The organism is Citrobacter sp. H12-3-2, assembly GCF_009649895.1.
Classification (GTDB): Bacteria; Pseudomonadota; Gammaproteobacteria; order Enterobacterales; family Enterobacteriaceae; genus Citrobacter; species Citrobacter portucalensis.
Genome location: NZ_CP045837.1, coordinates 4,894,017 through 4,916,260, shown reverse-complemented (window position 1 = coordinate 4,916,260; position 22,244 = coordinate 4,894,017). Strand labels below are relative to the sequence as shown.

Genomic DNA, 22,244 nt, shown 5'->3' with positions numbered 1-22,244 from the left:
CAATTAACGCCGCCAGCGTCTGAGCAGGCGGCTTCGCATCCCGGTATCAAAGCGCCAGATATGATCGAAAATGCGCATGATGCCGGGTTTGCCATGTGCTGACATCGCTACCGCATGAAAACGGTGCTGGTGTACCCGCTGTAATTCGCCCACTTTATTGACGACCTCATCGGGCAATCGCTGAGCGATAAAATCTGAGATCACCACCGCATCTGCATCAAACCATTCCCGACCCTGCATGCGCTCAATTATGGCGCGAAAACAGCTGGCAATATCAGTGCCACCACGAAAGCGCTGACTTAAAAAGCGGATCGCCTGTTCGATGCCCTCCGGACCGGAAAGCTCATAGCGCACCACTTCTGTTGAAAACAGCATAATGAAACAGCGCCGGTTATCGGCAAGGGCAACGCGCATTAGCGCCAGACAAAAGGCTTTCGCACACTGTTCATTAAATCCGCCCATCGATCCCGAGGTATCAACGCAGACGATAAAAGGCCCGCGCGGCTGCTCGTCAAAATCCTGATGCACCACCGGACGTTCCGTTACTTTCTCACGCCATGCTTCGCCGTGCAGGCGGTAGGTGAGCAGTTGCTTTTCCACCAGCCGTCGGTAGAACTCGTATTCCAGTTCGGTAATGCCCAGCGTGGCCAGCTCTGGCGGTAGCAGGCGCAGGATATCGTCACTTTGCTGGATGCCATCCACCTGCTCCGGGACAGTTGCCGGTTCGCGCACCAGGGTACGGAAGGTTTCCATTGGCGCATCTTTACGCGGCACGGATTTCGCCTCTCTGGAACGACCTAACTGCTCGGCCAGGCGCTGGAGTTCGGGTTGCTGCGTCAGAAATTCGCCGTATTTCACCATCAACTGATAATCACCGCGCTTGATTTGGCCCGCGCTCATGTCCCACAACCGGCCTGCTGCGTTGTCATTTTCTGCCAGTACAGGTTCCAGTTGCCCGCTGAGGGTCATCCGTTCTTGTACTTCACTGAGCAAATGCTCGCGCTCTTCTTCCAGCAGTTGCTGATTCAGCGTTGTGGTTTGCACCACCAGGCTCAGGCGCCAGCGCTGGAGAAAAAGCGTATGTAGGGCGGGCGTAAAGGTGCTGTTGTCATTGACCAGTTGCTGCGCTTGCCCGGCCCAAGGCGAATGGAGGCGGTGCAATAGCGATAATATTTGCGGTAGCTGAACGATAAACTGCGCATGAGAGAGGAGCTGGCTTTGTTGATAGCACATAACCTCCTCCATCAGCTCCGGCGGTACATGGGTATCTTTGAGGCGGCTACGCAATGATTCACGCCAGCGGGGAATGTCGTCAGTGATCGCTTTTTTAAGGCGAGGAAATTTTTTAAAAAATACCACCATCTTTGGGGAAGCCAGCAGGGCGACGATCATCTCTTCGATCATCGCCTCTTCGCTGACTGCCAGCATGATGTTGAGCGTATCAAGGGTCAGCATTGTTGCGCCTGGCGGATTTGCGCCCCGACATCCTGCAGGCTGGCCTCAATGCGGCCTAACCAGTCGCTATGAATAAACAGGCATTTTTGCTGTTCGCTGAATGCGCTGTGTTGCTGATGCCACTCATTATCGAGCGCTTCAAGCTCCTGTTTTATCTCTGCGGGCATACTCTCTTGCGAAGCACCCGGCAGCGCTAGGCGAGAACCTTGTAAACTGACATCGCGTACAACCAGATGCTGTGCGCTATCGACTTCCATATTCAGCGTTTGGGCAAAGCCGATCCCGTTTAGTTTTCCGCGGATCTCACCGCCTTTTGTTAGCCACAGTTCCAGCGCGCCACGTTCGAAAGCTATATGGATAACCTCCATATCATGCAGTTTTAAAGGCTTTTGCAGCAGTAATGTCACGACAGAAGACGAGGCTTCTGGCGGTAAATCATAATGAGGACGACGGCTGAACATTCCTCCCTGGCGGATCACCGTGAACGCCGTTTTGTCGCTTTGCTGCTGCTGGAGCTGAATGCGGCGCTGCACAATGCTGCCCAGGCGCGTCAGCATGGCTTGCTGTTGCCAGGCGTGTCCGGTCATCAATATTTCAAGCTGTTGTTGCATCAGATTCAGGCTTTGTGCGTCGTACCACAGGCAATCTTTCAGCAGGATCAGGTCGATAGGTACTACCGCATCGCGTCCGCTAAAGAAAGCACTGGCCTGGAGTAAGCGGATCGCTTTTTTCCAGCGACGATCGGACACATAAGGAGCATTCGGTAACACGTCCAACTGCTGGCGCAGCGTGAAAATGAGCTCAAACACGCGATCGGGAAGCTTGATCGCACCAATGTCTTTTTGCCACTGGTGATACTCTTCATCCGTCACCTGCAATGATGCCGGGACCGGATTGTCGCTTTCATCCTGCTGACTTAACAGCATGGAGCGGAAATTAGCCTTGTCCTGAACTTTATCCAGCCACAGACGAATCAGCATACGGTCGTACAGCGCTTCCAGGCTGCTGTCGGCTTCAGGCAGTTCGTTGGAAGCCGCCACCAGCAGACGCATCGGAATTTTTTCTTCATACGCGCCGTTACGGAAGTGACGTTCGTTAATGGCGGTCAACAGGGTGTTAAGGATTGCCGGGCCTGCTTTCCAGATTTCATCGAGAAAAACGATTTCAGCTTCAGGAAGATAGCCTGCCGTTAAGCGTTCATAGCGACCTTCGTCTTTTAACGCCTGAATGGACAGCGGACCAAACACCTCTTCGGGCGTAGAGAAGCGCGTCATCAGGTATTCAAAAGCGCGTGCGTTTTGGAAGGCAAACTTCAGTCGGCGGGCAATTAAGCTTTTTGCGATCCCCGGGGGGCCTAATAAGAAAACGCTCTCGCCGCTGAGTGCTGCCAGCAGACACAGACGAATGGCGTGGCTACGTTCATAAAGTCCCTTTTCCAGCGCATTGCTCAGACGGGAAATTCTTTCCGCTAATAAATGTGGGTGAGCCATAATGAAGTGGCGTCCTTTCGCCAAATGTACTGCATAAACTGCGAGTATAGATGCTTCACACCATTGCAGTAATAGACTGAAGGTGCGCTTATTTTTCTTTGAGCCAGATTAATCTGGTCTCATTTAGGGGTACGATTTTGTGATTAATCGTGCATACTGTGCGCCTTTTTGTGGGCCAAGGGACGACGCACACATTTCTTATATATACACCAAATCAATCAAGCTGCACCAAGGCGGCAATGGAGTTTTCTTCTGGGATGGGGGGAATAACGAATGCAGCCCACACGGAGTGGCTTGAGAGATGATGTGTATAAACGAAAGACGAGTCTATGAGCACTGATAATAAACAATCATTGTCTGCGATTACCCTTGCGGCCATTGGGGTTGTCTACGGTGATATTGGTACCAGCCCACTTTATACGCTTCGTGAATGTTTGTCCGGCCAGTTTGGTTTTGGCGTTGAACGTGATGCCGTATTTGGTTTTCTCTCGCTGATTTTCTGGCTGCTGATCTTTGTTGTCTCCATTAAATACCTGACGTTTGTCATGCGCGCAGATAACGCCGGAGAAGGTGGGATCCTGACGCTGATGTCATTGGCCGGGCGCAATACCTCGGCGCGAACAACCTCCATGCTGGTCATTATGGGATTGATAGGCGGCAGCTTCTTCTATGGTGAAGTGGTGATTACGCCAGCCATTTCGGTGATGTCTGCAATTGAAGGTCTGGAGATAGTTGCCCCGCAACTGGATACCTGGATTGTTCCGCTCTCAATAATTGTGCTGACCCTGCTGTTTTTGATTCAAAAACACGGTACCGGCATGGTCGGTAAGCTGTTTGCGCCGATTATGCTGCTATGGTTCCTGACGCTCGCGGTATTAGGTGTGCGCAGTATTATTGGCAATCCGGAAGTGCTGCAGGCGCTCAATCCGTATTGGGCGGTGCATTTCTTCCTCGAATTCAAAACGCTGTCCTTTATCGCGCTGGGTGCGGTGGTGCTGTCGATTACCGGTGTTGAAGCGCTGTATGCGGATATGGGCCACTTCGGTAAATTGCCGATTCGTCTGGCATGGTTCTCCGTGGTATTGCCTTCACTGGTGCTGAACTATTTTGGGCAGGGCGCGTTGCTGTTAAAGCATCCTGAAGCGATCAAAAACCCGTTTTTCCTGCTGGCGCCGGACTGGGCATTAATTCCATTGTTGATCCTCGCCGCGCTGGCAACGGTCATCGCCTCTCAGGCGGTTATCTCCGGCGTCTTCTCGCTGACGCGTCAGGCCGTACGTCTGGGGTATTTATCGCCGATGCGTATCATCCATACCTCGGAAATGGAATCGGGCCAGATTTACATTCCTTTCGTTAACTGGATGCTCTATTTTGCGGTAGTTATCGTGATTGTGAGCTTTGAACACTCCAGTAATCTGGCCGCGGCGTATGGGATTGCGGTAACGGGGACGATGGTACTGACATCTATTCTGTCTACCACCGTGGCGCGCAAAAACTGGCACTGGAATAAATACTTCGTCTTCCTGATCCTGGTGGCGTTCTTGTGCGTCGATGTTCCGCTGTTCTCTGCGAACCTCGATAAGCTTATTTCTGGCGGTTGGCTGCCTCTGACGCTGGGTCTGGTGATGTTCACCATCATGACCACCTGGAAAAGCGAACGCTTCCGTCTGCTGCGTCGCATGCATGAGCACGGTAACTCTCTGGAGGCGATGATTGCTTCTCTGGAGAAATCGCCACCGGTACGCGTGCCGGGAACGGCGGTGTATATGTCCCGCGCACTGAACGTCATCCCGTTTGCGCTTCTGCATAACCTCAAGCATAACAAGGTGCTGCATGAGCGCGTTATTCTGCTGACGCTGCGCACGGAAGATGCGCCCTATGTTCACAACGTGCGTAGAGTGCAGATTGAGCAGTTATCGCCCACCTTCTGGCGCGTGGTGGCCAGCTACGGTTGGCGCGAAACGCCGAACGTGGAGGAAGTGTTCCATCGCTGCGGTCTGGAAGGCTTAAGCTGTCGGATGATGGAAACGTCCTTCTTCATGTCGCATGAGTCGTTGATTGTAGGCAAGCGGCCATGGTACCTGCGTCTGCGCGGCAAGCTGTATCTGCTGCTACAGCGCAACGCGCTGCGCGCGCCGGACCAGTTTGAAATCCCACCGAACCGGGTTATTGAACTTGGTACTCAGGTAGAGATTTAATCTCATCGACGCCCTCTTTCATCGCGAAAGGGGGCGTTTTGTTTTGCCCCTCTCAGTTTTCATTTCATCAAATGATAATCCTTGCGAAACGTTTCGATGGCGATCACATTTTCGTAACGTTGCGGTGGTTTTCTGTCCACTCTTCGCACTACACTTATCTCCAGCGAAACGTTTCGCTAGTGGGGAAAGAAAATGAAGAAAGGCACGGTACTCAACTCTGAAATTTCAACGGTGATCTCCCGTCTGGGGCATACCGATACGCTGGTGGTGTGTGATGCAGGTTTACCCATCCCGAACAGCACAACGCGTATTGATATGGCATTAACCCAGGGCGTACCTTCTTTTATGCAGGTACTGGATGTGGTCACACGTGAAATGCAGGTCGAGGCGGTCATTCTCGCGTCGGAAATTAAACAACATAATCCGCAACTCCACGAAACGTTGCTCAGCCACATTGAGCAACTGCAACAACACCAGGGAAACACCATAGAAATTCGTTACACCACGCATGAACAATTCAAAAAACAAACCGCAGACAGTCAGGCGGTAATTCGCAGCGGAGAATGTTCTCCGTATGCGAATATCATTCTCTGTGCTGGCGTCACGTTCTGAGGCCATCATGAACGCATTACTGCAACTCAAAGGGATCGATAAAGCGTTCCCGGGCGTAAAAGCGCTATCCGGTGCCGCGCTGAATGTCTACCCTGGCCGCGTAATGGCGCTGGTGGGCGAAAACGGCGCGGGCAAATCCACCATGATGAAAGTGCTGACCGGGATCTATACCCGTGATGCCGGTTCTTTATTGTGGCTGGGGAAAGAGACCACCTTTAACGGCCCGAAATCCTCCCAGGAAGCCGGAATAGGTATCATCCACCAGGAGCTGAACCTGATCCCGCAACTCACTATCGCCGAGAACATTTTTCTTGGCCGTGAGTTTGTGAATCGCTTTGGCAAAATTGACTGGAAGAAGATGTACGCCGAAGCCGATCTGCTGCTCGCCAAACTGAATCTGCGCTTTAAAAGCGACAGACTGGTTGGTGAGCTGTCGATTGGCGATCAGCAGATGGTCGAAATTGCCAAAGTGCTGAGCTTTGAATCGAAGGTCATCATTATGGATGAACCGACGGATGCCCTCACCGACACTGAAACCGAATCCCTGTTCCGCGTCATCCGCGAACTGAAATCCCAGGGACGCGGCATTGTCTATATTTCTCACCGTATGAAAGAGATCTTCGAGATTTGCGACGACGTAACCGTCTTCCGCGACGGGCAGTTTATTGCCGAACGTGAAGTTGCCTCGCTGACTGAAGACTCGCTGATTGAAATGATGGTGGGACGTAAGCTGGAAGATCAGTACCCGCGCCTGGAAAAAGCGCCGGGTGATATTCGCCTGAAGGTCGATAACCTGTGCGGTCCTGGCGTAAACGATGTTTCGTTCACGCTGCGTAAAGGCGAGATCCTTGGCGTATCCGGGCTGATGGGGGCCGGACGTACCGAACTGATGAAAGTGTTGTACGGCGCATTGCCGCGCACCAGCGGTTACGTCACGCTTGATGGCCATGAAGTGGTTACCCGTTCGCCGCAGGATGGGTTGGCTAACGGCATCGTCTATATTTCTGAAGACCGTAAACGCGATGGCTTAGTGCTGGGCATGTCGGTGAAAGAGAACATGTCACTGACCGCGCTGCGTTATTTCAGCCGCGCCGGTGGAAGCCTGAAACATAAAGATGAGCAGCAGGCGGTGGGTGATTTTATTCGTCTGTTCAATGTTAAAACACCATCAATGGAACAGGCTATCGGCCTGCTTTCCGGTGGTAACCAGCAGAAAGTGGCGATTGCGCGCGGTCTGATGACCCGGCCAAAAGTGCTGATCCTTGATGAACCAACGCGCGGCGTTGACGTTGGAGCCAAGAAAGAAATCTATCAGCTTATCAACCAGTTTAAGGCTGACGGGCTGAGCATCATTCTGGTCTCCTCTGAGATGCCAGAAGTATTGGGCATGAGCGATCGAATTATCGTTATGCATGAAGGGCATCTCGGCGGTGAGTTCACTCGCGAGCAGGCCACTCAGGAAGTATTAATGGCTGCCGCTGTGGGCAAGCTTAATCGCGTGAATCAGGAGTAAAAAAGATGACTACCCAGGCTGTTTCTGGTCGCCGTTATTTCACTAAAGCATGGCTTCTGGAGCAAAAGTCGCTCATCGCTCTGTTAGTGCTGATCGCGATTGTTTCCACCATGAGCCCTAACTTTTTTACCGTTAATAACCTGTTCAACATTCTCCAGCAAACGTCGGTGAACGCCATCATGGCCGTTGGCATGACGCTGGTCATCCTGACGTCGGGTATCGATCTGTCCGTCGGTTCCTTGCTGGCGCTTACCGGCGCGGTTGCGGCTTCAATTGTAGGGATTGAGGTCAATGCGCTGGTGGCTGTTGCTGCGGCCCTGGCGCTCGGCGCTGCCATTGGCGCAGTCACCGGGGTGATTGTTGCGAAAGGCCGGGTGCAGGCGTTTATTGCAACGCTGGTGATGATGCTGTTGCTGCGCGGCGTGACCATGGTGTACACCAACGGCAGTCCGGTTAATACCGGATTTACTGACAATGCCGATCTGTTTGGCTGGTTTGGTATTGGTCGTCCGTTAGGCATCCCTACGCCAGTGTGGATCATGGGGATTGTCTTCCTCGCGGCGTGGTACATGCTGCACCACACTCGTCTGGGCCGTTATATCTACGCGCTGGGCGGTAACGAAGCGGCAACGCGTTTGTCCGGTATCAGCGTCAGTAAAATCAAAATTATCGTTTACTCACTGTGCGGTCTGCTGGCATCGCTGGCGGGCATCATTGAGGTCGCACGACTCTCCTCCGCACAACCGACGGCAGGTACTGGCTATGAGCTGGATGCTATCGCAGCGGTGGTGTTAGGCGGTACCAGCCTGGCGGGTGGTAAAGGACGTATTGTTGGGACGCTGATCGGCGCATTGATTCTTGGTTTCCTCAATAATGGTTTGAATTTGTTAGGTGTATCCTCCTATTACCAGATGATCGTCAAAGCGGTGGTGATTTTGCTGGCGGTACTGGTAGACAACAAAAAGCAGTAACAACGATTACAGGACATCTTAAATATGAACATGAAAAAACTGGCTACCCTGGTTTCTGCTGTTGCGCTGAGCGCCACCGTGAGCGCGAATGCGATGGCGAAAGATACCATTGCGCTGGTGGTCTCCACCCTCAACAACCCGTTCTTTGTTTCTCTGAAGGATGGGGCGCAAAAAGAGGCGGATAAGCTGGGTTACAACCTGGTGATTCTGGACTCGCAGAACAATCCGGCGAAAGAGCTGGCTAACGTTCAGGACTTAACGGTTCGTGGAACTAAAATTCTGCTGATCAACCCGACTGACTCTGATGCCGTTGGTAATGCTGTGAAGATGGCTAACCAGGCAAAAATTCCGGTTATTACCCTTGACCGTGTTGCCTCCAAAGGCGAAGTGGTAAGCCACATCGCGTCTGATAACGTGTTGGGTGGCAAAATTGCGGGTGATTACATCGCGAAGAAAGCAGGTGAAGGCGCGAAAGTTATCGAACTGCAGGGGATTGCCGGAACTTCAGCGGCGCGTGAGCGTGGCGAAGGTTTCCAGCAGGCCGTTGCGGCACACAAATTTAACGTACTGGCCAGCCAGCCGGCAGACTTCGACCGCACCAAAGGTCTGAACGTCATGCAGAACCTGCTGACCGCGCATCCTGATGTGCAGGCCGTATTTGCCCAGAACGATGAAATGGCGCTGGGTGCGCTGCGCGCACTGCAAACCGCGGGTAAATCTGACGTGATGGTGGTTGGATTTGACGGCACTCCAGATGGCGAAAAAGCAGTAAATGATGGCAAACTGGCTGCGACCATTGCTCAGTTGCCGGATCAGATCGGCGCGAAAGGCGTTGAGACTGCGGATAAAGTCCTGAAAGGCGAGAAGGTTCAGGCTAAATATCCGGTTGACCTGAAGCTGGTCATCAAGCAGTAATACCGATTCAGGTCGCTCGCGGCCTGATGGAGACATAAATACGCCATCCCCGTATCTGATTTTGGGGATGAAAGCGTAAAAAGAAAAGCAGGGCACGCGCCACCCTAACCCGGTGGCGCACTTTGACTTGGAACACCAAATATGAAAACCGCAGGCAACCTCGTTGTTCTTGGCAGTATCAATGCCGATCACATCCTTAACCTTAACTCTTTCCCGACACCTGGTGAAACCGTAACTGGTAGCCATTATCAGGTCGCATTTGGCGGTAAAGGCGCGAATCAGGCTGTTGCTGCGGGTCGTAGTGGCGCGAATATCGCATTCATTGCCTGTACGGGCGATGATGATATTGGCGAAAGTGTGCGTAAACAGTTAGCCAAAGACAACATCGATATTGCGCCGATTAGCGTAATTTCGGGGGAATCGACCGGTGTGGCGTTGATTTTTGTGAATGGTGAAGGTGAGAACGTTATCGGCATTCATGCCGGAGCGAACGCAGCTCTTTCGCCAGCGTTGGTGGAAGCACAGCGCGATCGCATTGCGCAGGCCTCCGCCTTACTGATGCAGTTAGAATCGCCGATCGAAAGCGTACTGACTGCAGCAAAGATTGCACATCAAAATAAGACCATGGTCGCCCTGAACCCGGCACCGGCTCGTGAACTTTCTGATGAACTGCTGGCGCTGGTGGATATTATTACCCCGAATGAAACCGAGGCTGAAAAGCTGACGGGGATCCGGGTCGAAAATGATGAAGACGCGGCCAAAGCGGCGCAGGCATTGCACGCTAAAGGTATCCATACTGTACTGATTACCTTAGGTAGTCGCGGTGTGTGGGCCAGCGTTAATGGCGAAGGACAGCGTGTGCCCGGTTTTAAAGTGGAAGCCGTTGATACTATTGCCGCTGGAGACACCTTTAATGGCGCGTTAATTACAGCGTTGCTGGAAGAGACTCCGCTGCCTGAAGCGATCCGTTTTGCGCATGCCGCTGCGGCGATTGCGGTTACCCGTAAAGGCGCACAGCCTTCCGTTCCGTGGCGCGAAGAAATAGAAGCGTTTTTAAGTCAACAGAGGTAACGCTTGGCTACAATGAAGGACGTCGCCCGCCTGGCGGGTGTTTCCACGTCGACGGTTTCTCACGTCATTAATAAAGATCGCTTTGTCAGTGAGTCCGTCACAGGCAAAGTAGAAGCTGCGATTAAAGCGCTTAACTACGCGCCCTCCGCGCTGGCGCGTAGCCTCAAGTTAAACCAGACCCGCACGATTGGCATGTTAATCACTGCCAGTACCAATCCCTTCTATTCTGAACTAGTGCGCGGCGTTGAACGTAGCTGTTTTGAGCGCGGCTACAGCCTGGTGCTGTGCAATACCGAAGGCGATGAACAGCGCATGAACCGTAACCTGGAAACTCTGATGCAAAAACGTGTGGACGGCTTGTTGCTGCTCTGCACCGAAACACATCAGCCTTCCAGAGAGATAATGCAGCGTTATCCTTCTATACCGACCGTGATGATGGACTGGTCGCCTTTTGATGGTGAAAGCGATCTGATTCAGGATAACTCCTTGCTGGGCGGGGATTTAGCCACGCAACATCTTATCGAAAAAGGTTTTACGCGCATTGCCTGCATCACCGGGCCGCTGGATAAAACCCCGGCGCGTTTGCGTCTGGAAGGATATCGGGCAGCAATGAAGCGGGCGGGGTTGCCTGTCCCGGAAGGCTACGAGATTACCGGTGACTTTGAGTTCGGCGGCGGCTTTGAAGCTATGCAAACGTTGCTGTCGCATAAACAGCGACCGCAGGCTGTTTTTACCGGCAATGATGCAATGGCAGTTGGCGCGTATCAGGCTCTGTACCAGTCAGGATTGCGCATTCCGCAGGATATGGCTGTGGTGGGTTACGATGATATCGAGCTGGCGCGCTATATGACGCCGCCCCTGACGACCATCCACCAACCAAAAGATGAATTGGGCGAACTGGCCATCGATGTATTAATTCACCGGATGGCGCAGCCCGCATTACAGCAACAGCGTTTGCAGCTTACTCCTGTTCTGATGGAGCGGGGGTCGGTTTAGGTTTGTGCCGATCTTTGATCAGGTTACGTCCATCTTTGGCTTTTAGCAGCATGAACATCAGCGCGGATATTACTGTGATAGCGCCCATCGTCATAAAGGTGTAGTGGAACTGTTCGACCGTATTGGTTCCTTCCATACCTTCATAGATACGCAGAACGGCGGCGCTGATGGCAACCCCTAAACTGATTGATAACTGCTGAGTAACGGCCAATACGCTGTTGCCGCTGCTGGCGTTTTCATCGGTCAGATCCGCCAGAGTGATGGTATTCATTGAAGTAAACTGTGTGGACATCGCCATACCTAAAATGAACAACGGCAGGATTAGCATCCAGATCGGCATGGCAGGAGATTGCAAAGCGAACTGCGCAATCATCAGGCCGATAAATACCGTAACACCCACCAATGTGGTCCTGTAGCCGAGTTTGCGCAGTACCTGCGTCACCATGGATTTTGCCAGAATTGAACCTAACGCTGTTGGCGCCATCATGCAGCCGGCTATCAGAGCCGGATATCCAAATCCTACCTGCAACATCAGCGGCATTAAGAAGGGCACACAGCCTGTACCCAGGCGAGTGGCGAGGTTTCCGGCGATCCCAACAGAAAAGGTCCGAGTCTTAAATATCGGAAGCGATATCAGCGGCGTTGGGTGGCGACGCGCATGGCGAATATAGGCGAGTAGTAACAACACACTGGCAAGAATAATACCGAGTGCGACCCAGGTCTCGACAAGCTTCTCACCGAACAATTCAACGCCGCTGGAAAACAACACCAGGCTCAAACCAAACAGAAAGAAACCGGTCATATCAAAACCGCGGCGTGGCGTGGTGAAGTTCGGCATATATTTGCGGGCATAGAAGATACCGGCAATGCCAATTGGAATATTAATCAGGAAGATCCAGTGCCAACTGGCCCATGTAACCAGTACACCGCCCAATACCGGACCTAAAATCGGCCCCACAAGTCCTGGCATGGTGACGAAGTTAAGCACGGGAAGCAGTTCGCTGCGGGGGTAAGCACGCAATAATGCCAGACGGGCAACGGGCATCATCATGGCGCCACCGATCCCCTGAATGACACGGAAAATCACCAGCTCGCTTAAGGAACTGGACAGCGCGCAGGCCAGCGATCCCAACGTAAACAGGCTAACGGCAATCATAAAGACGCGTCGGGTACCAAATCGGTCTGCCAGCCAACCACTTACCGGGATCAGCATCGCGACAGTCAGGGTATAGCTGATAATGGCCGACTGCATGGCGAGTGGAGAGCGGTTAAGACTATGTGCTATTGCGGGTAGGGCGGTATTGAGGATCGTGGCGTCTAGTGCCTGCATAAAAAAGGCCATGGCTGCTATCCACGGTAGCCCGGCCATACTGCGTGATTTCTTTTCTGACATATTATTTATCCGGTAGCACGTTCGGTGCTATCAGCAATGCCTGACAGGCAGCAAAGGCGCGATCGCCATCGTTATCATCTATTGCGTCGACAATGGCCTGGTGCAAATCCAGTTTCACCACATCGTTATAGGTAATAGAGGTAAAGTAGGTCTGGTAAACCGAATGGAACAGAGATGCAAAGGAAATAAGGAACGGATTCGCACTCATTTCATAGATGTGCTCATGCCAGGCGATATCAACCTCAATCCAGCGTTCGCGTCTGAAGTTTCTTTTCAGCTCGACCATCTCTTCCATCAGCGTGTTGAGGTGCGCTTTCTGTTCAGCCGTACCTATAGTCGCTGCCAGTAAGCACGCCTGAGGCTCCAGGCTGATACGCATCACCAGAAAATGTTTAATGACCTGCGGGAAATTATCTTCTGTCATCCACCAGGTGAGCAGCTCCTGGTCAAGGAAGTTCCAGTTTGCTTGCGGCATGACGCGTGTACCAATACGTGGGCGCGGTAATACCATACCTTTTGCCGTTAATGTTTTTACTGCCTCTCTTACTGCGGTGCGACTCACGCCAAACTGATCGCCCAGCTCTATTTCTCCAGGCAATATCGCACCCGGTGCGTATTCACCTTTTAATATTCGCTGAGCCAGCTTTTCGGCCAGAACGTAGGACAAGTTTTTCTGTGCGGCTAGCTGTTGGGCATTTAACGGCATGAATGTTCTTCCTTACTCTTTTTCTTATTCATTAGTATGCCACCTGGAAGTGTGATTGCGGCTGCAAAAACGGCAATTTGCTTATTTTATGGCATGTTAATGGTGGTTTTGGTGAAAAAATACGCACTCGGAAAGTTATTTTAAATTTCCCCTTGTCAGCCTGAAATAACTCCCTATAATGCGCCTCCACTGACACGGAACAACGGATTACAAGCCGCCGGGTCAGCGGGGTTCCACTGAGAACTCCGGCGAAGAAAGCGAAATTAAATGCTTGACTTCGTAGCGGGATGGCGTAATATGCACACCCCGCGCCGCTGAGAAAAAGCGAAGCGGCACTGCTCTTTAACAATTTATCAGACAATCTGTGTGGGCACTCGAAGATACGGATTCTTAACGTCGCAAGACGAAAAATGAATACCAAGTCTCAACGAGTGAACACGTAATTCATTACGAAGTTTAATTCATTGAGCATCAAACTTTTAAATTGAAGAGTTTGATCATGGCTCAGATTGAACGCTGGCGGCAGGCCTAACACATGCAAGTCGAACGGTAGCACAGAGGAGCTTGCTCCTTGGGTGACGAGTGGCGGACGGGTGAGTAATGTCTGGGAAACTGCCCGATGGAGGGGGATAACTACTGGAAACGGTAGCTAATACCGCATAACGTCGCAAGACCAAAGAGGGGGACCTTCGGGCCTCTTGCCATCGGATGTGCCCAGATGGGATTAGCTAGTAGGTGGGGTAACGGCTCACCTAGGCGACGATCCCTAGCTGGTCTGAGAGGATGACCAGCCACACTGGAACTGAGACACGGTCCAGACTCCTACGGGAGGCAGCAGTGGGGAATATTGCACAATGGGCGCAAGCCTGATGCAGCCATGCCGCGTGTATGAAGAAGGCCTTCGGGTTGTAAAGTACTTTCAGCGAGGAGGAAGGTGTTGTGGTTAATAACCGCAGCAATTGACGTTACTCGCAGAAGAAGCACCGGCTAACTCCGTGCCAGCAGCCGCGGTAATACGGAGGGTGCAAGCGTTAATCGGAATTACTGGGCGTAAAGCGCACGCAGGCGGTCTGTCAAGTCGGATGTGAAATCCCCGGGCTCAACCTGGGAACTGCATCCGAAACTGGCAGGCTAGAGTCTTGTAGAGGGGGGTAGAATTCCAGGTGTAGCGGTGAAATGCGTAGAGATCTGGAGGAATACCGGTGGCGAAGGCGGCCCCCTGGACAAAGACTGACGCTCAGGTGCGAAAGCGTGGGGAGCAAACAGGATTAGATACCCTGGTAGTCCACGCCGTAAACGATGTCGACTTGGAGGTTGTGCCCTTGAGGCGTGGCTTCCGGAGCTAACGCGTTAAGTCGACCGCCTGGGGAGTACGGCCGCAAGGTTAAAACTCAAATGAATTGACGGGGGCCCGCACAAGCGGTGGAGCATGTGGTTTAATTCGATGCAACGCGAAGAACCTTACCTACTCTTGACATCCAGAGAACTTAGCAGAGATGCTTTGGTGCCTTCGGGAACTCTGAGACAGGTGCTGCATGGCTGTCGTCAGCTCGTGTTGTGAAATGTTGGGTTAAGTCCCGCAACGAGCGCAACCCTTATCCTTTGTTGCCAGCGGTTCGGCCGGGAACTCAAAGGAGACTGCCAGTGATAAACTGGAGGAAGGTGGGGATGACGTCAAGTCATCATGGCCCTTACGAGTAGGGCTACACACGTGCTACAATGGCATATACAAAGAGAAGCGACCTCGCGAGAGCAAGCGGACCTCATAAAGTATGTCGTAGTCCGGATTGGAGTCTGCAACTCGACTCCATGAAGTCGGAATCGCTAGTAATCGTGGATCAGAATGCCACGGTGAATACGTTCCCGGGCCTTGTACACACCGCCCGTCACACCATGGGAGTGGGTTGCAAAAGAAGTAGGTAGCTTAACCTTCGGGAGGGCGCTTACCACTTTGTGATTCATGACTGGGGTGAAGTCGTAACAAGGTAACCGTAGGGGAACCTGCGGTTGGATCACCTCCTTACCTTAAAGAACCTGCCTTTGTAGTGCTCACACAGATTGTCTGATGAAAAGTAAATAGCAAGGCGTCTTGCGATTGAGACTTCAGTGTCCCCTTCGTCTAGAGGCCCAGGACACCGCCCTTTCACGGCGGTAACAGGGGTTCGAATCCCCTAGGGGACGCCACTTGCTGGTATGTGTGAGTGAAAGTCGCCGACCGAAGTATCTCAAAACTGACTTACGAGTCACGTTTGAGATATTTGCTCTTTAAAAATCTGGATCAAGCTGAAAATTGAAACGACACACTGTTTCATTTCTCCGTAATAAGAAATGAAAAATGGTGTGTTCGAGTCTCTCAAATTTTTGCAAGTCGATGATGAATCGAAAGAAACATCTTCGGGTTGTGAGGTTAAGCGACTAAGCGTACACGGTGGATGCCCTGGCAGTCAGAGGCGATGAAGGACGTGCTAATCTGCGATAAGCGTCGGTAAGGTGATATGAACCGTTATAACCGGCGATTTCCGAATGGGGAAACCCAGTGTGATTCGTCACACTATCATTACGTGAATACATAGCGTAATGAAGCGAACCGGGGGAACTGAAACATCTAAGTACCCCGAGGAAAAGAAATCAACCGAGATTCCCCCAGTAGCGGCGAGCGAACGGGGAGCAGCCCAGAGTCTGAATCAGCATGTGTGTTAGTGGAAGCGTCTGGAAAGTCGCACGATACAGGGTGAAAGTCCCGTACACAAAAGTGCATGTGTTGTGAACTCGAAGAGTAGGGCGGGACACGTGGTATCCTGTCTGAATATGGGGGGACCATCCTCCAAGGCTAAATACTCCTGACTGACCGATAGTGAACCAGTACCGTGAGGGAAAGGCGAAAAGAACCCCGGCGAGGGGAGTGAAAAAGAACCTGAAACCGTGTACGTACAAGCAGTGGGAGCACCCTTTGGGGTGTGACTGCGTACCTTTTGTATAATGGGTCAGCGACTTATATTCTGTAGCAAGGTTAACCGAATAGGGGAGCCGAAGGGAAACCGAGTCTTAACTGGGCGTTAAGTTGCAGGGTATAGACCCGAAACCCGGTGATCTAGCCATGGGCAGGTTGAAGGTTGGGTAACACTAACTGGAGGACCGAACCGACTAATGTTGAAAAATTAGCGGATGACTTGTGGCTGGGGGTGAAAGGCCAATCAAACCGGGAGATAGCTGGTTCTCCCCGAAAGCTATTTAGGTAGCGCCTCGTGAACTCATCTTCGGGGGTAGAGCACTGTTTCGGCTAGGGGGTCATCCCGACTTACCAACCCGATGCAAACTGCGAATACCGAAGAATGTTATCACGGGAGACACACGGCGGGTGCTAACGTCCGTCGTGAAGAGGGAAACAACCCAGACCGCCAGCTAAGGTCCCAAAGTCATGGTTAAGTGGGAAACGATGTGGGAAGGCACAGACAGCCAGGATGTTGGCTTAGAAGCAGCCATCATTTAAAGAAAGCGTAATAGCTCACTGGTCGAGTCGGCCTGCGCGGAAGATGTAACGGGGCTAAACCATGCACCGAAGCTGCGGCAGCGACACTATGTGTTGTTGGGTAGGGGAGCGTTCTGTAAGCCGTTGAAGGTGTATCGTGAGGTATGCTGGAGGTATCAGAAGTGCGAATGCTGACATAAGTAACGATAATGCGGGTGAAAAACCCGCACGCCGGAAGACCAAGGGTTCCTGTCCAACGTTAATCGGGGCAGGGTGAGTCGACCCCTAAGGCGAGGCCGAAAGGCGTAGTCGATGGGAAACAGGTTAATATTCCTGTACTTGGTGTTACTGCGAAGGGGGGACGGAGAAGGCTATGTTAGCCGGGCGACGGTTGTCCCGGTTTAAGCATGTAGGCGGAGGTTCCAGGTAAATCCGGTACCTTATTAACGCTGAGGTGTGATGACGAGGCACTACGGTGCTGAAGTAACAAATGCCCTGCTTCCAGGAAAAGCCTCTAAGCATCAGGTAACACGAAATCGTACCCCAAACCGACACAGGTGGTCAGGTAGAGAATACCAAGGCGCTTGAGAGAACTCGGGTGAAGGAACTAGGCAAAATGGTGCCGTAACTTCGGGAGAAGGCACGCTGATATGTAGGTGAAGTGGTTTACCCATGGAGCTGAAATCAGTCGAAGATACCAGCTGGCTGCAACTGTTTATTAAAAACACAGCACTGTGCAAACACGAAAGTGGACGTATACGGTGTGACGCCTGCCCGGTGCCGGAAGGTTAATTGATGGGGTTATCCGTAAGGAGAAGCTCTTGATCGAAGCCCCGGTAAACGGCGGCCGTAACTATAACGGTCCTAAGGTAGCGAAATTCCTTGTCGGGTAAGTTCCGACCTGCACGAATGGCGTAATGATGGCCAGGCTGTCTCCACCCGAGACTCAGTGAAATTGAACTCGCTGTGAAGATGCAGTGTACCCGCGGCAAGACGGAAAGACCCCGTGAACCTTTACTATAGCTTGACACTGAACACTGGTCCTTGATGTGTAGGATAGGTGGGAGGCTTTGAAGTGTGGACGCCAGTCTGCATGGAGCCATCCTTGAAATACCACCCTTTAATGGCTGGTGTTCTAACGTAGACCCGTAATCCGGGTTGCGGACAGTGTCTGGTGGGTAGTTTGACTGGGGCGGTCTCCTCCTAAAGAGTAACGGAGGAGCACGAAGGTTAGCTAATCCTGGTCGGACATCAGGAGGTTAGTGCAAAGGCATAAGCTAGCTTGACTGCGAGAGTGACGGCTCGAGCAGGTGCGAAAGCAGGTCTTAGTGATCCGGTGGTTCTGAATGGAAGGGCCATCGCTCAACGGATAAAAGGTACTCCGGGGATAACAGGCTGATACCGCCCAAGAGTTCATATCGACGGCGGTGTTTGGCACCTCGATGTCGGCTCATCACATCCTGGGGCTGAAGTAGGTCCCAAGGGTATGGCTGTTCGCCATTTAAAGTGGTACGCGAGCTGGGTTTAGAACGTCGTGAGACAGTTCGGTCCCTATCTGCCGTGGGCGCTGGAGAATTGAGGGGGGCTGCTCCTAGTACGAGAGGACCGGAGTGGACGCATCACTGGTGTTCGGGTTGTCATGCCAATGGCATTGCCCGGTAGCTAAATGCGGAAGAGATAAGTGCTGAAAGCATCTAAGCACGAAACTTGCCCCGAGATGAGTTCTCCCTGACTCCCTGAGAGTCCTGAAGGAACGTTGAAGACGACGACGTTGATAGGTCGGGTGTGTAAGTGTAGCGATACATTGAGCTAACCGATACTAATGAACCGTGAGGCTTAACCTTACAACGCCGAAGATGTTTTGGCGAAGAGACAGACACAAGATTCAGCTTGATTACAGATTAGATTGACATGCAAAAGCGTGTTGATAAACAGAATTTGCCTGGCGGCTGTAGCGCGGTGGTCCCACCTGACCCCATGCCGAACTCAGAAGTGAAACGCCGTAGCGCCGATGGTAGTGTGGGGTCTCCCCATGCGAGAGTAGGGAACTGCCAGGCATCAAATTGCAGTAAACCGGGATGAAAATCCGGGTGGTGACAAAGAAATTCGGTGGAGCGGTAGTTCAGTTGGTTAGAATACCTGCCTGTCACGCAGGGGGTCGCGGGTTCGAGTCCCGTCCGTTCCGCCACTTATTAGAAAATTAAGCCTGCTACTAAGCAGGCTTAATGATAAGAAGATTTAGGGGCGTAGCTCAGTTGGTAGAGCACCGGTCTCCAAAACCGGGTGTCGCGAGTTCGAGTCTCTCCGCCCCTGCCAGAAACAATCCTTAGCATTATTGCTAAGGATTTTTTTTTACCTGTAATTTGAGTTTTTCCTTCTTTCTATTTTACTCCCGGCATCCTTGCCAGCGTTTTCCTTAATCTTCCAGAATATTCGTTCTCAGCAGATCGCAAATCAGCGCATGTTTATCGCTATTTTGCAGCCAAACTGCATATAACGGGCGTGAAAGCGTTGTACTGTCAGTAACCGTATGGAGATCGCTTTTACCTTTAGCCCAGCTGACCGGTAGCCAGCTAAAACCTTTGAGGACTGAAAGTTGCTGCCTGGCTAATTCTGCCGAACTGGTGGTAAGTACCGGCACTTCATCTCCCGCAATCAATCCAGCCTCGTGTTGCTGAAAGTCAGGTCCCCATTCCAGACGCAGATAATTCAGTTCATCTTTGGTTTGTGAAGGAGAACTGCAATAGAGCGCCAGCGTGAAATATCCCAACAGTTGGCTGCTAAATTCGTCCATTTTGGGCGTTTCGGTAGTAATCAATAGATCAAGCTGTCGTTCATGAAGCTGTTTTACTAACGACTGTCGCTGCGCGATCCTCGCTTCAAATTGTAGGCTGGATTGTGGCTCCTGGGATTGGTACAAACGCCCCAGCCAGCCATTAAGCATGCATTCCCAGAGGGATGCGCTGGCACCAATAGAAAACTCGTTATGCCGCGAGGTATTCGCAACCTCCTTACGTGCTGCTTGCCACGTATTCATCAGCGTTTCAGCGTAAGGTAATAATTTTTCACCTGCAGCGGTTAAACGGATATTGTTTCTGTGTCGGGTGAACAGGTTTACACCCAATTGATTTTCCAGTTGTCTTATCCGAAAACTAACCGCTGATTGGGTCAGATAGAGCGCTTCAGCAGCCCTGCCAAAGTGGCGTGTCCGGCTAACTTCCAGGAAAGTTTTTAACAATTCCGTATCCACAACTCGCTCCATAAAATTATTTGTCGTTATGATTTAAATCTTTTGTTTGACGCTCTGTCAAGCGTAACTAATACTCCGCGCCATAAATAGCTCGGCCAAAGAATTAGGAGCGTGCAGGATGGCGGAAAGCTTTACGACGACTAATCGATATTTCGATAATAAATATTATCCCCGCGGATTCTCCCGTCATGGTGATTTCACCATTAAAGAAGCACAACTGCTTGAGCGTCACGGTTATGCTTTCAACGAGCTGGATCTGGGCAAGCGTGAGCCGGTAACGGAAGAAGAAAAACTGTTTGTTGCGGTATGCCGTGGTGAGCGTGAACCGGTTACCGAAGCTGAACGTGTGTGGTCCAAATACATGACGCGCATTAAGCGTCCAAAACGCTTCCACACGCTGTCTGGCGGGAAACCTCAGGTGGAAGGTGCGGAAGACTACACCGAATCTGATGATTAATAAAAAAGGGCGAAAGCCCTTTTTTTATGCCAGTAGTTTCTGCAAATGAATGAGTAATCTGTCTATCGCCCGATACCCAACAGCCTCCTGTCAGTGCTGGCGAGATATATGGTCAGATTGTTCTATATCCGCGATCGTTCGAGCGACCTTTATCAGGCGTAACCAGGCGCGGATGGATAATCCGAGATGCGCGAGCGTTTCTTCAAGCCACTGCGCATCGTCGCTACGCAGTGGACAGTATTTATGGATATCCTGACTGTCCAGTTGCGCATTTAACTTATTCTGCCGCCGATACTGACGCTCTCGTGCTGCTATAACGCGTTGCTTCACCGTTGCGCTATCTTCCCCTTTTACCTGGCTCTGGCTGAGTATGCCGGGCGGCGGTAAGGGGATTTCGAGGGAGAGATCGAAGCGGTCAAGAAATGGGCCTGATAATCGATTGAGGTAGCGTAGTGTCTGCTCTGGGGTACAGCGGTTATGGTTCCCCTGATAATGTCCTGTTGGGCTGGGATTCATGGCAGCAATAAGCTGAAAACGCGCGGGGTAAGTTATTTTTGCCCGAGTGCGGGATAAATGAATCTGCCCGGACTCAATGGGCTCTCGCAGTGCATCCAGCGTGCGCCGCTCAAACTCGGGAAGTTCATCCAGAAACAGTATGCCGTTATGCGCCAGAGATATCTCGCCTGGCGCAGGAATAGAGCCGCCACCGACCATGGCAGTTAATGAAGCACTGTGATGCGGCGAACGAAAAGGGCGTTGTTTCCACTGTTTTTGTAGCGTGTCGGAATTGACCAGACTTAGAATCGCGGCGCTTTCCAGTGCTTCATCATTGCTCAGTGGCGGAAGCAATCCTCTCAGGCGACTGGCCAGCATGGTCTTACCCGTTCCCGGCGGCCCGATGAGTAAGAGGTTATGACCGCCAGCTGCGGTAAGCTCCAGCCCGCGTTTACCCTGTTCCTGGCCGATAACATCGCTCAGATCATCTGCTAATGCGCAGGGGGTAAAATCTGCCGATGATGGTCTGTCTAAATCATGCTTACCTTCGAGAAATGCGCATACGGCCTGTAGATGATCGGCTATCAGGCACCCTTCACCGTGTATCAGTCCCACTTCAGCTGCATTCTCTTTTGCGACAATAATTCTCCTGCCTGCGCGAATAGCTTCAGTTGCACTTGATATCGCACCGGGAACGCCGCGTAACGCGCCTGTAAGCGCTAATTCGCCTACCAGCTCATATGTATCGAGGTTATGGGTTGTAAGCTGCTCAGACGCTGCCAGAAGCGCAACTGCGATAGGTAAATCATATCGTCCCCCTTCTTTCGGGAGATCGGCCGGAGCGAGGTTTATGGTTATCTTCTTCGCCGGGAATTCATAACCGCTATTAATAATCGCACTGCGAACTCGATCGCGAGCCTCTTTTACCGTTGTTTCGGGTAATCCCACCATGGTTAAACCAGGCAAACCATTGCTGATATGTACCTCGATGGTAATGGCTGGCGCATTCACGCCCAGCGCAGCGCGTGTGTGAACAATCGATAGTGACATAAGCCCTCCTGATGAAAGCATTATGTCGCAATACATCGCGGCAAGATTTCACATAATTACGGTTTTTAGAGGCTTATTCCTGTGTTTTTATGTGGCTCAATACTGCTTGCATAAAGCCTGGAATAGCGCTCGCAAACGCTTTTGAATAACGTTTTTAGTAGGAAACGGGTTGCCGAGAATCACCTGAAACGTGAAATATTTTC

General features: G+C 51.8%; 13 protein-coding genes, 3 tRNA genes, 3 rRNA genes and 1 pseudogene. 14 read left to right on the top strand and 6 right to left on the bottom strand.

All coding sequences use genetic code 11. The features are described from left to right. Nucleotides 1-3: 3 nt before the first annotated feature. On the bottom strand, nt 4-1,455 hold the full coding sequence (gene viaA / locus GHC22_RS23325) for an ATPase RavA stimulator ViaA (protein ID WP_008786554.1): 1,452 nt from the start codon (nt 1,453-1,455) through the stop codon (nt 4-6). Then, the gene (gene ravA, locus GHC22_RS23320) at nt 1,449-2,945 is read right to left on the bottom strand and encodes an ATPase RavA (protein ID WP_020996042.1); all 1,497 of its coding nucleotides are present in this window, start codon (nt 2,943-2,945) and stop codon (nt 1,449-1,451) included. The genes viaA and ravA overlap by 7 nt, the downstream gene beginning before the upstream one ends. Nucleotides 2,946-3,274: 329 nt before the next feature. Here ravA and kup point away from each other — a divergent pair, with 329 nt between their 5' ends. The 7 genes from kup to rbsR all read left to right on the top strand — a co-directional run bounded on the left by kup (nt 3,275) and on the right by rbsR (nt 11,221). After that, entirely contained in the window at nt 3,275-5,143 is a 1,869-nt protein-coding gene (kup, locus tag GHC22_RS23315; RefSeq protein ID WP_003827003.1) for a low affinity potassium transporter Kup, read from the top strand. A 192-nt stretch (nt 5,144-5,335) separates the two neighbouring features. Then, entirely contained in the window at nt 5,336-5,755 is a 420-nt protein-coding gene (gene rbsD, locus GHC22_RS23310) for a D-ribose pyranase (protein WP_032945475.1), read from the top strand. Between the two features lie 7 nt (nt 5,756-5,762). Further along, entirely contained in the window at nt 5,763-7,268 is a 1,506-nt protein-coding gene (gene rbsA, locus GHC22_RS23305) for a ribose ABC transporter ATP-binding protein RbsA (RefSeq protein ID WP_003023764.1), read from the top strand. Between the two features lie 5 nt (nt 7,269-7,273). Then, nucleotides 7,274-8,239: a ribose ABC transporter permease gene (gene rbsC / locus GHC22_RS23300; protein ID WP_003826999.1), complete on the top strand. Its 966-nt coding sequence runs from the start codon at nt 7,274-7,276 to the stop codon at nt 8,237-8,239. 24 nt (nt 8,240-8,263) lie between these two features. Beyond that, on the top strand, nt 8,264-9,154 hold the full coding sequence (gene rbsB, locus GHC22_RS23295) for a ribose ABC transporter substrate-binding protein RbsB (RefSeq protein WP_003023760.1): 891 nt from the start codon (nt 8,264-8,266) through the stop codon (nt 9,152-9,154). 141 nt (nt 9,155-9,295) lie between these two features. Continuing rightward, nucleotides 9,296-10,225, top strand: coding sequence for a ribokinase (rbsK, locus tag GHC22_RS23290; RefSeq protein ID WP_008786556.1), 930 nt, complete (start codon nt 9,296-9,298; stop codon nt 10,223-10,225). Nucleotides 10,226-10,228: 3 nt separating this feature from the next. After that, nucleotides 10,229-11,221: a ribose operon transcriptional repressor RbsR gene (rbsR, locus tag GHC22_RS23285; protein ID WP_153753940.1), complete on the top strand. Its 993-nt coding sequence runs from the start codon at nt 10,229-10,231 to the stop codon at nt 11,219-11,221. On the opposite strand, the gene mdtD is transcribed toward rbsR, so the two are convergent. Next, on the bottom strand, nt 11,187-12,614 hold the full coding sequence (gene mdtD, locus GHC22_RS23280; RefSeq protein WP_008786557.1) for a multidrug transporter subunit MdtD: 1,428 nt from the start codon (nt 12,612-12,614) through the stop codon (nt 11,187-11,189). The genes rbsR and mdtD overlap by 35 nt on opposite strands. Nucleotide 12,615: 1 nt before the next feature. Beyond that, on the bottom strand, nt 12,616-13,320 hold the full coding sequence (locus GHC22_RS23275; protein ID WP_003023753.1) for a FadR/GntR family transcriptional regulator: 705 nt from the start codon (nt 13,318-13,320) through the stop codon (nt 12,616-12,618). A gap of 481 nt (nt 13,321-13,801) precedes the next feature. Between GHC22_RS23275 and GHC22_RS23270 the strand changes: the two genes are divergently transcribed. From GHC22_RS23270 to GHC22_RS23245, 6 genes are all read left to right on the top strand, one after another. Next, nucleotides 13,802-15,343 (top strand): 16S ribosomal RNA (locus GHC22_RS23270). An 85-nt stretch (nt 15,344-15,428) separates the two neighbouring features. After that, nucleotides 15,429-15,504 (top strand) — tRNA-Glu (locus GHC22_RS23265). A gap of 221 nt (nt 15,505-15,725) precedes the next feature. Next, nucleotides 15,726-18,633, top strand: a 23S ribosomal RNA gene (locus GHC22_RS23260). A 97-nt stretch (nt 18,634-18,730) separates the two neighbouring features. After that, nucleotides 18,731-18,846: ribosomal RNA gene (gene rrf / locus GHC22_RS23255) — 5S ribosomal RNA — on the top strand. Together the 16S, 23S and 5S rRNA genes with 3 tRNA genes alongside form the textbook arrangement of a ribosomal RNA operon. A gap of 54 nt (nt 18,847-18,900) precedes the next feature. Next, nucleotides 18,901-18,977: transfer RNA gene (locus GHC22_RS23250), tRNA-Asp, on the top strand. Between the two features lie 52 nt (nt 18,978-19,029). Continuing rightward, a tRNA-Trp gene (locus GHC22_RS23245) sits at nt 19,030-19,105 on the top strand. A gap of 100 nt (nt 19,106-19,205) precedes the next feature. Here GHC22_RS23245 and hdfR read toward each other — a convergent pair. Further along, a complete protein-coding gene (hdfR, locus tag GHC22_RS23240) occupies nt 19,206-20,051 on the bottom strand; it encodes an HTH-type transcriptional regulator HdfR (RefSeq protein ID WP_008787063.1) in 846 nt (281 codons plus the stop codon). A 106-nt stretch (nt 20,052-20,157) separates the two neighbouring features. On the opposite strand from hdfR, the gene maoP reads away from it, so the two are divergent. Beyond that, on the top strand, nt 20,158-20,496 hold the full coding sequence (gene maoP, locus GHC22_RS23235) for a macrodomain Ori organization protein MaoP (RefSeq protein ID WP_003018025.1): 339 nt from the start codon (nt 20,158-20,160) through the stop codon (nt 20,494-20,496). A 24-nt stretch (nt 20,497-20,520) separates the two neighbouring features. Here the strand turns inward: maoP and GHC22_RS23230 are convergent. Further along, nucleotides 20,521-22,041 (bottom strand): annotated as a pseudogene (locus GHC22_RS23230) (YifB family Mg chelatase-like AAA ATPase). Between the last annotated feature and the right edge of the window lie 203 nt (nt 22,042-22,244).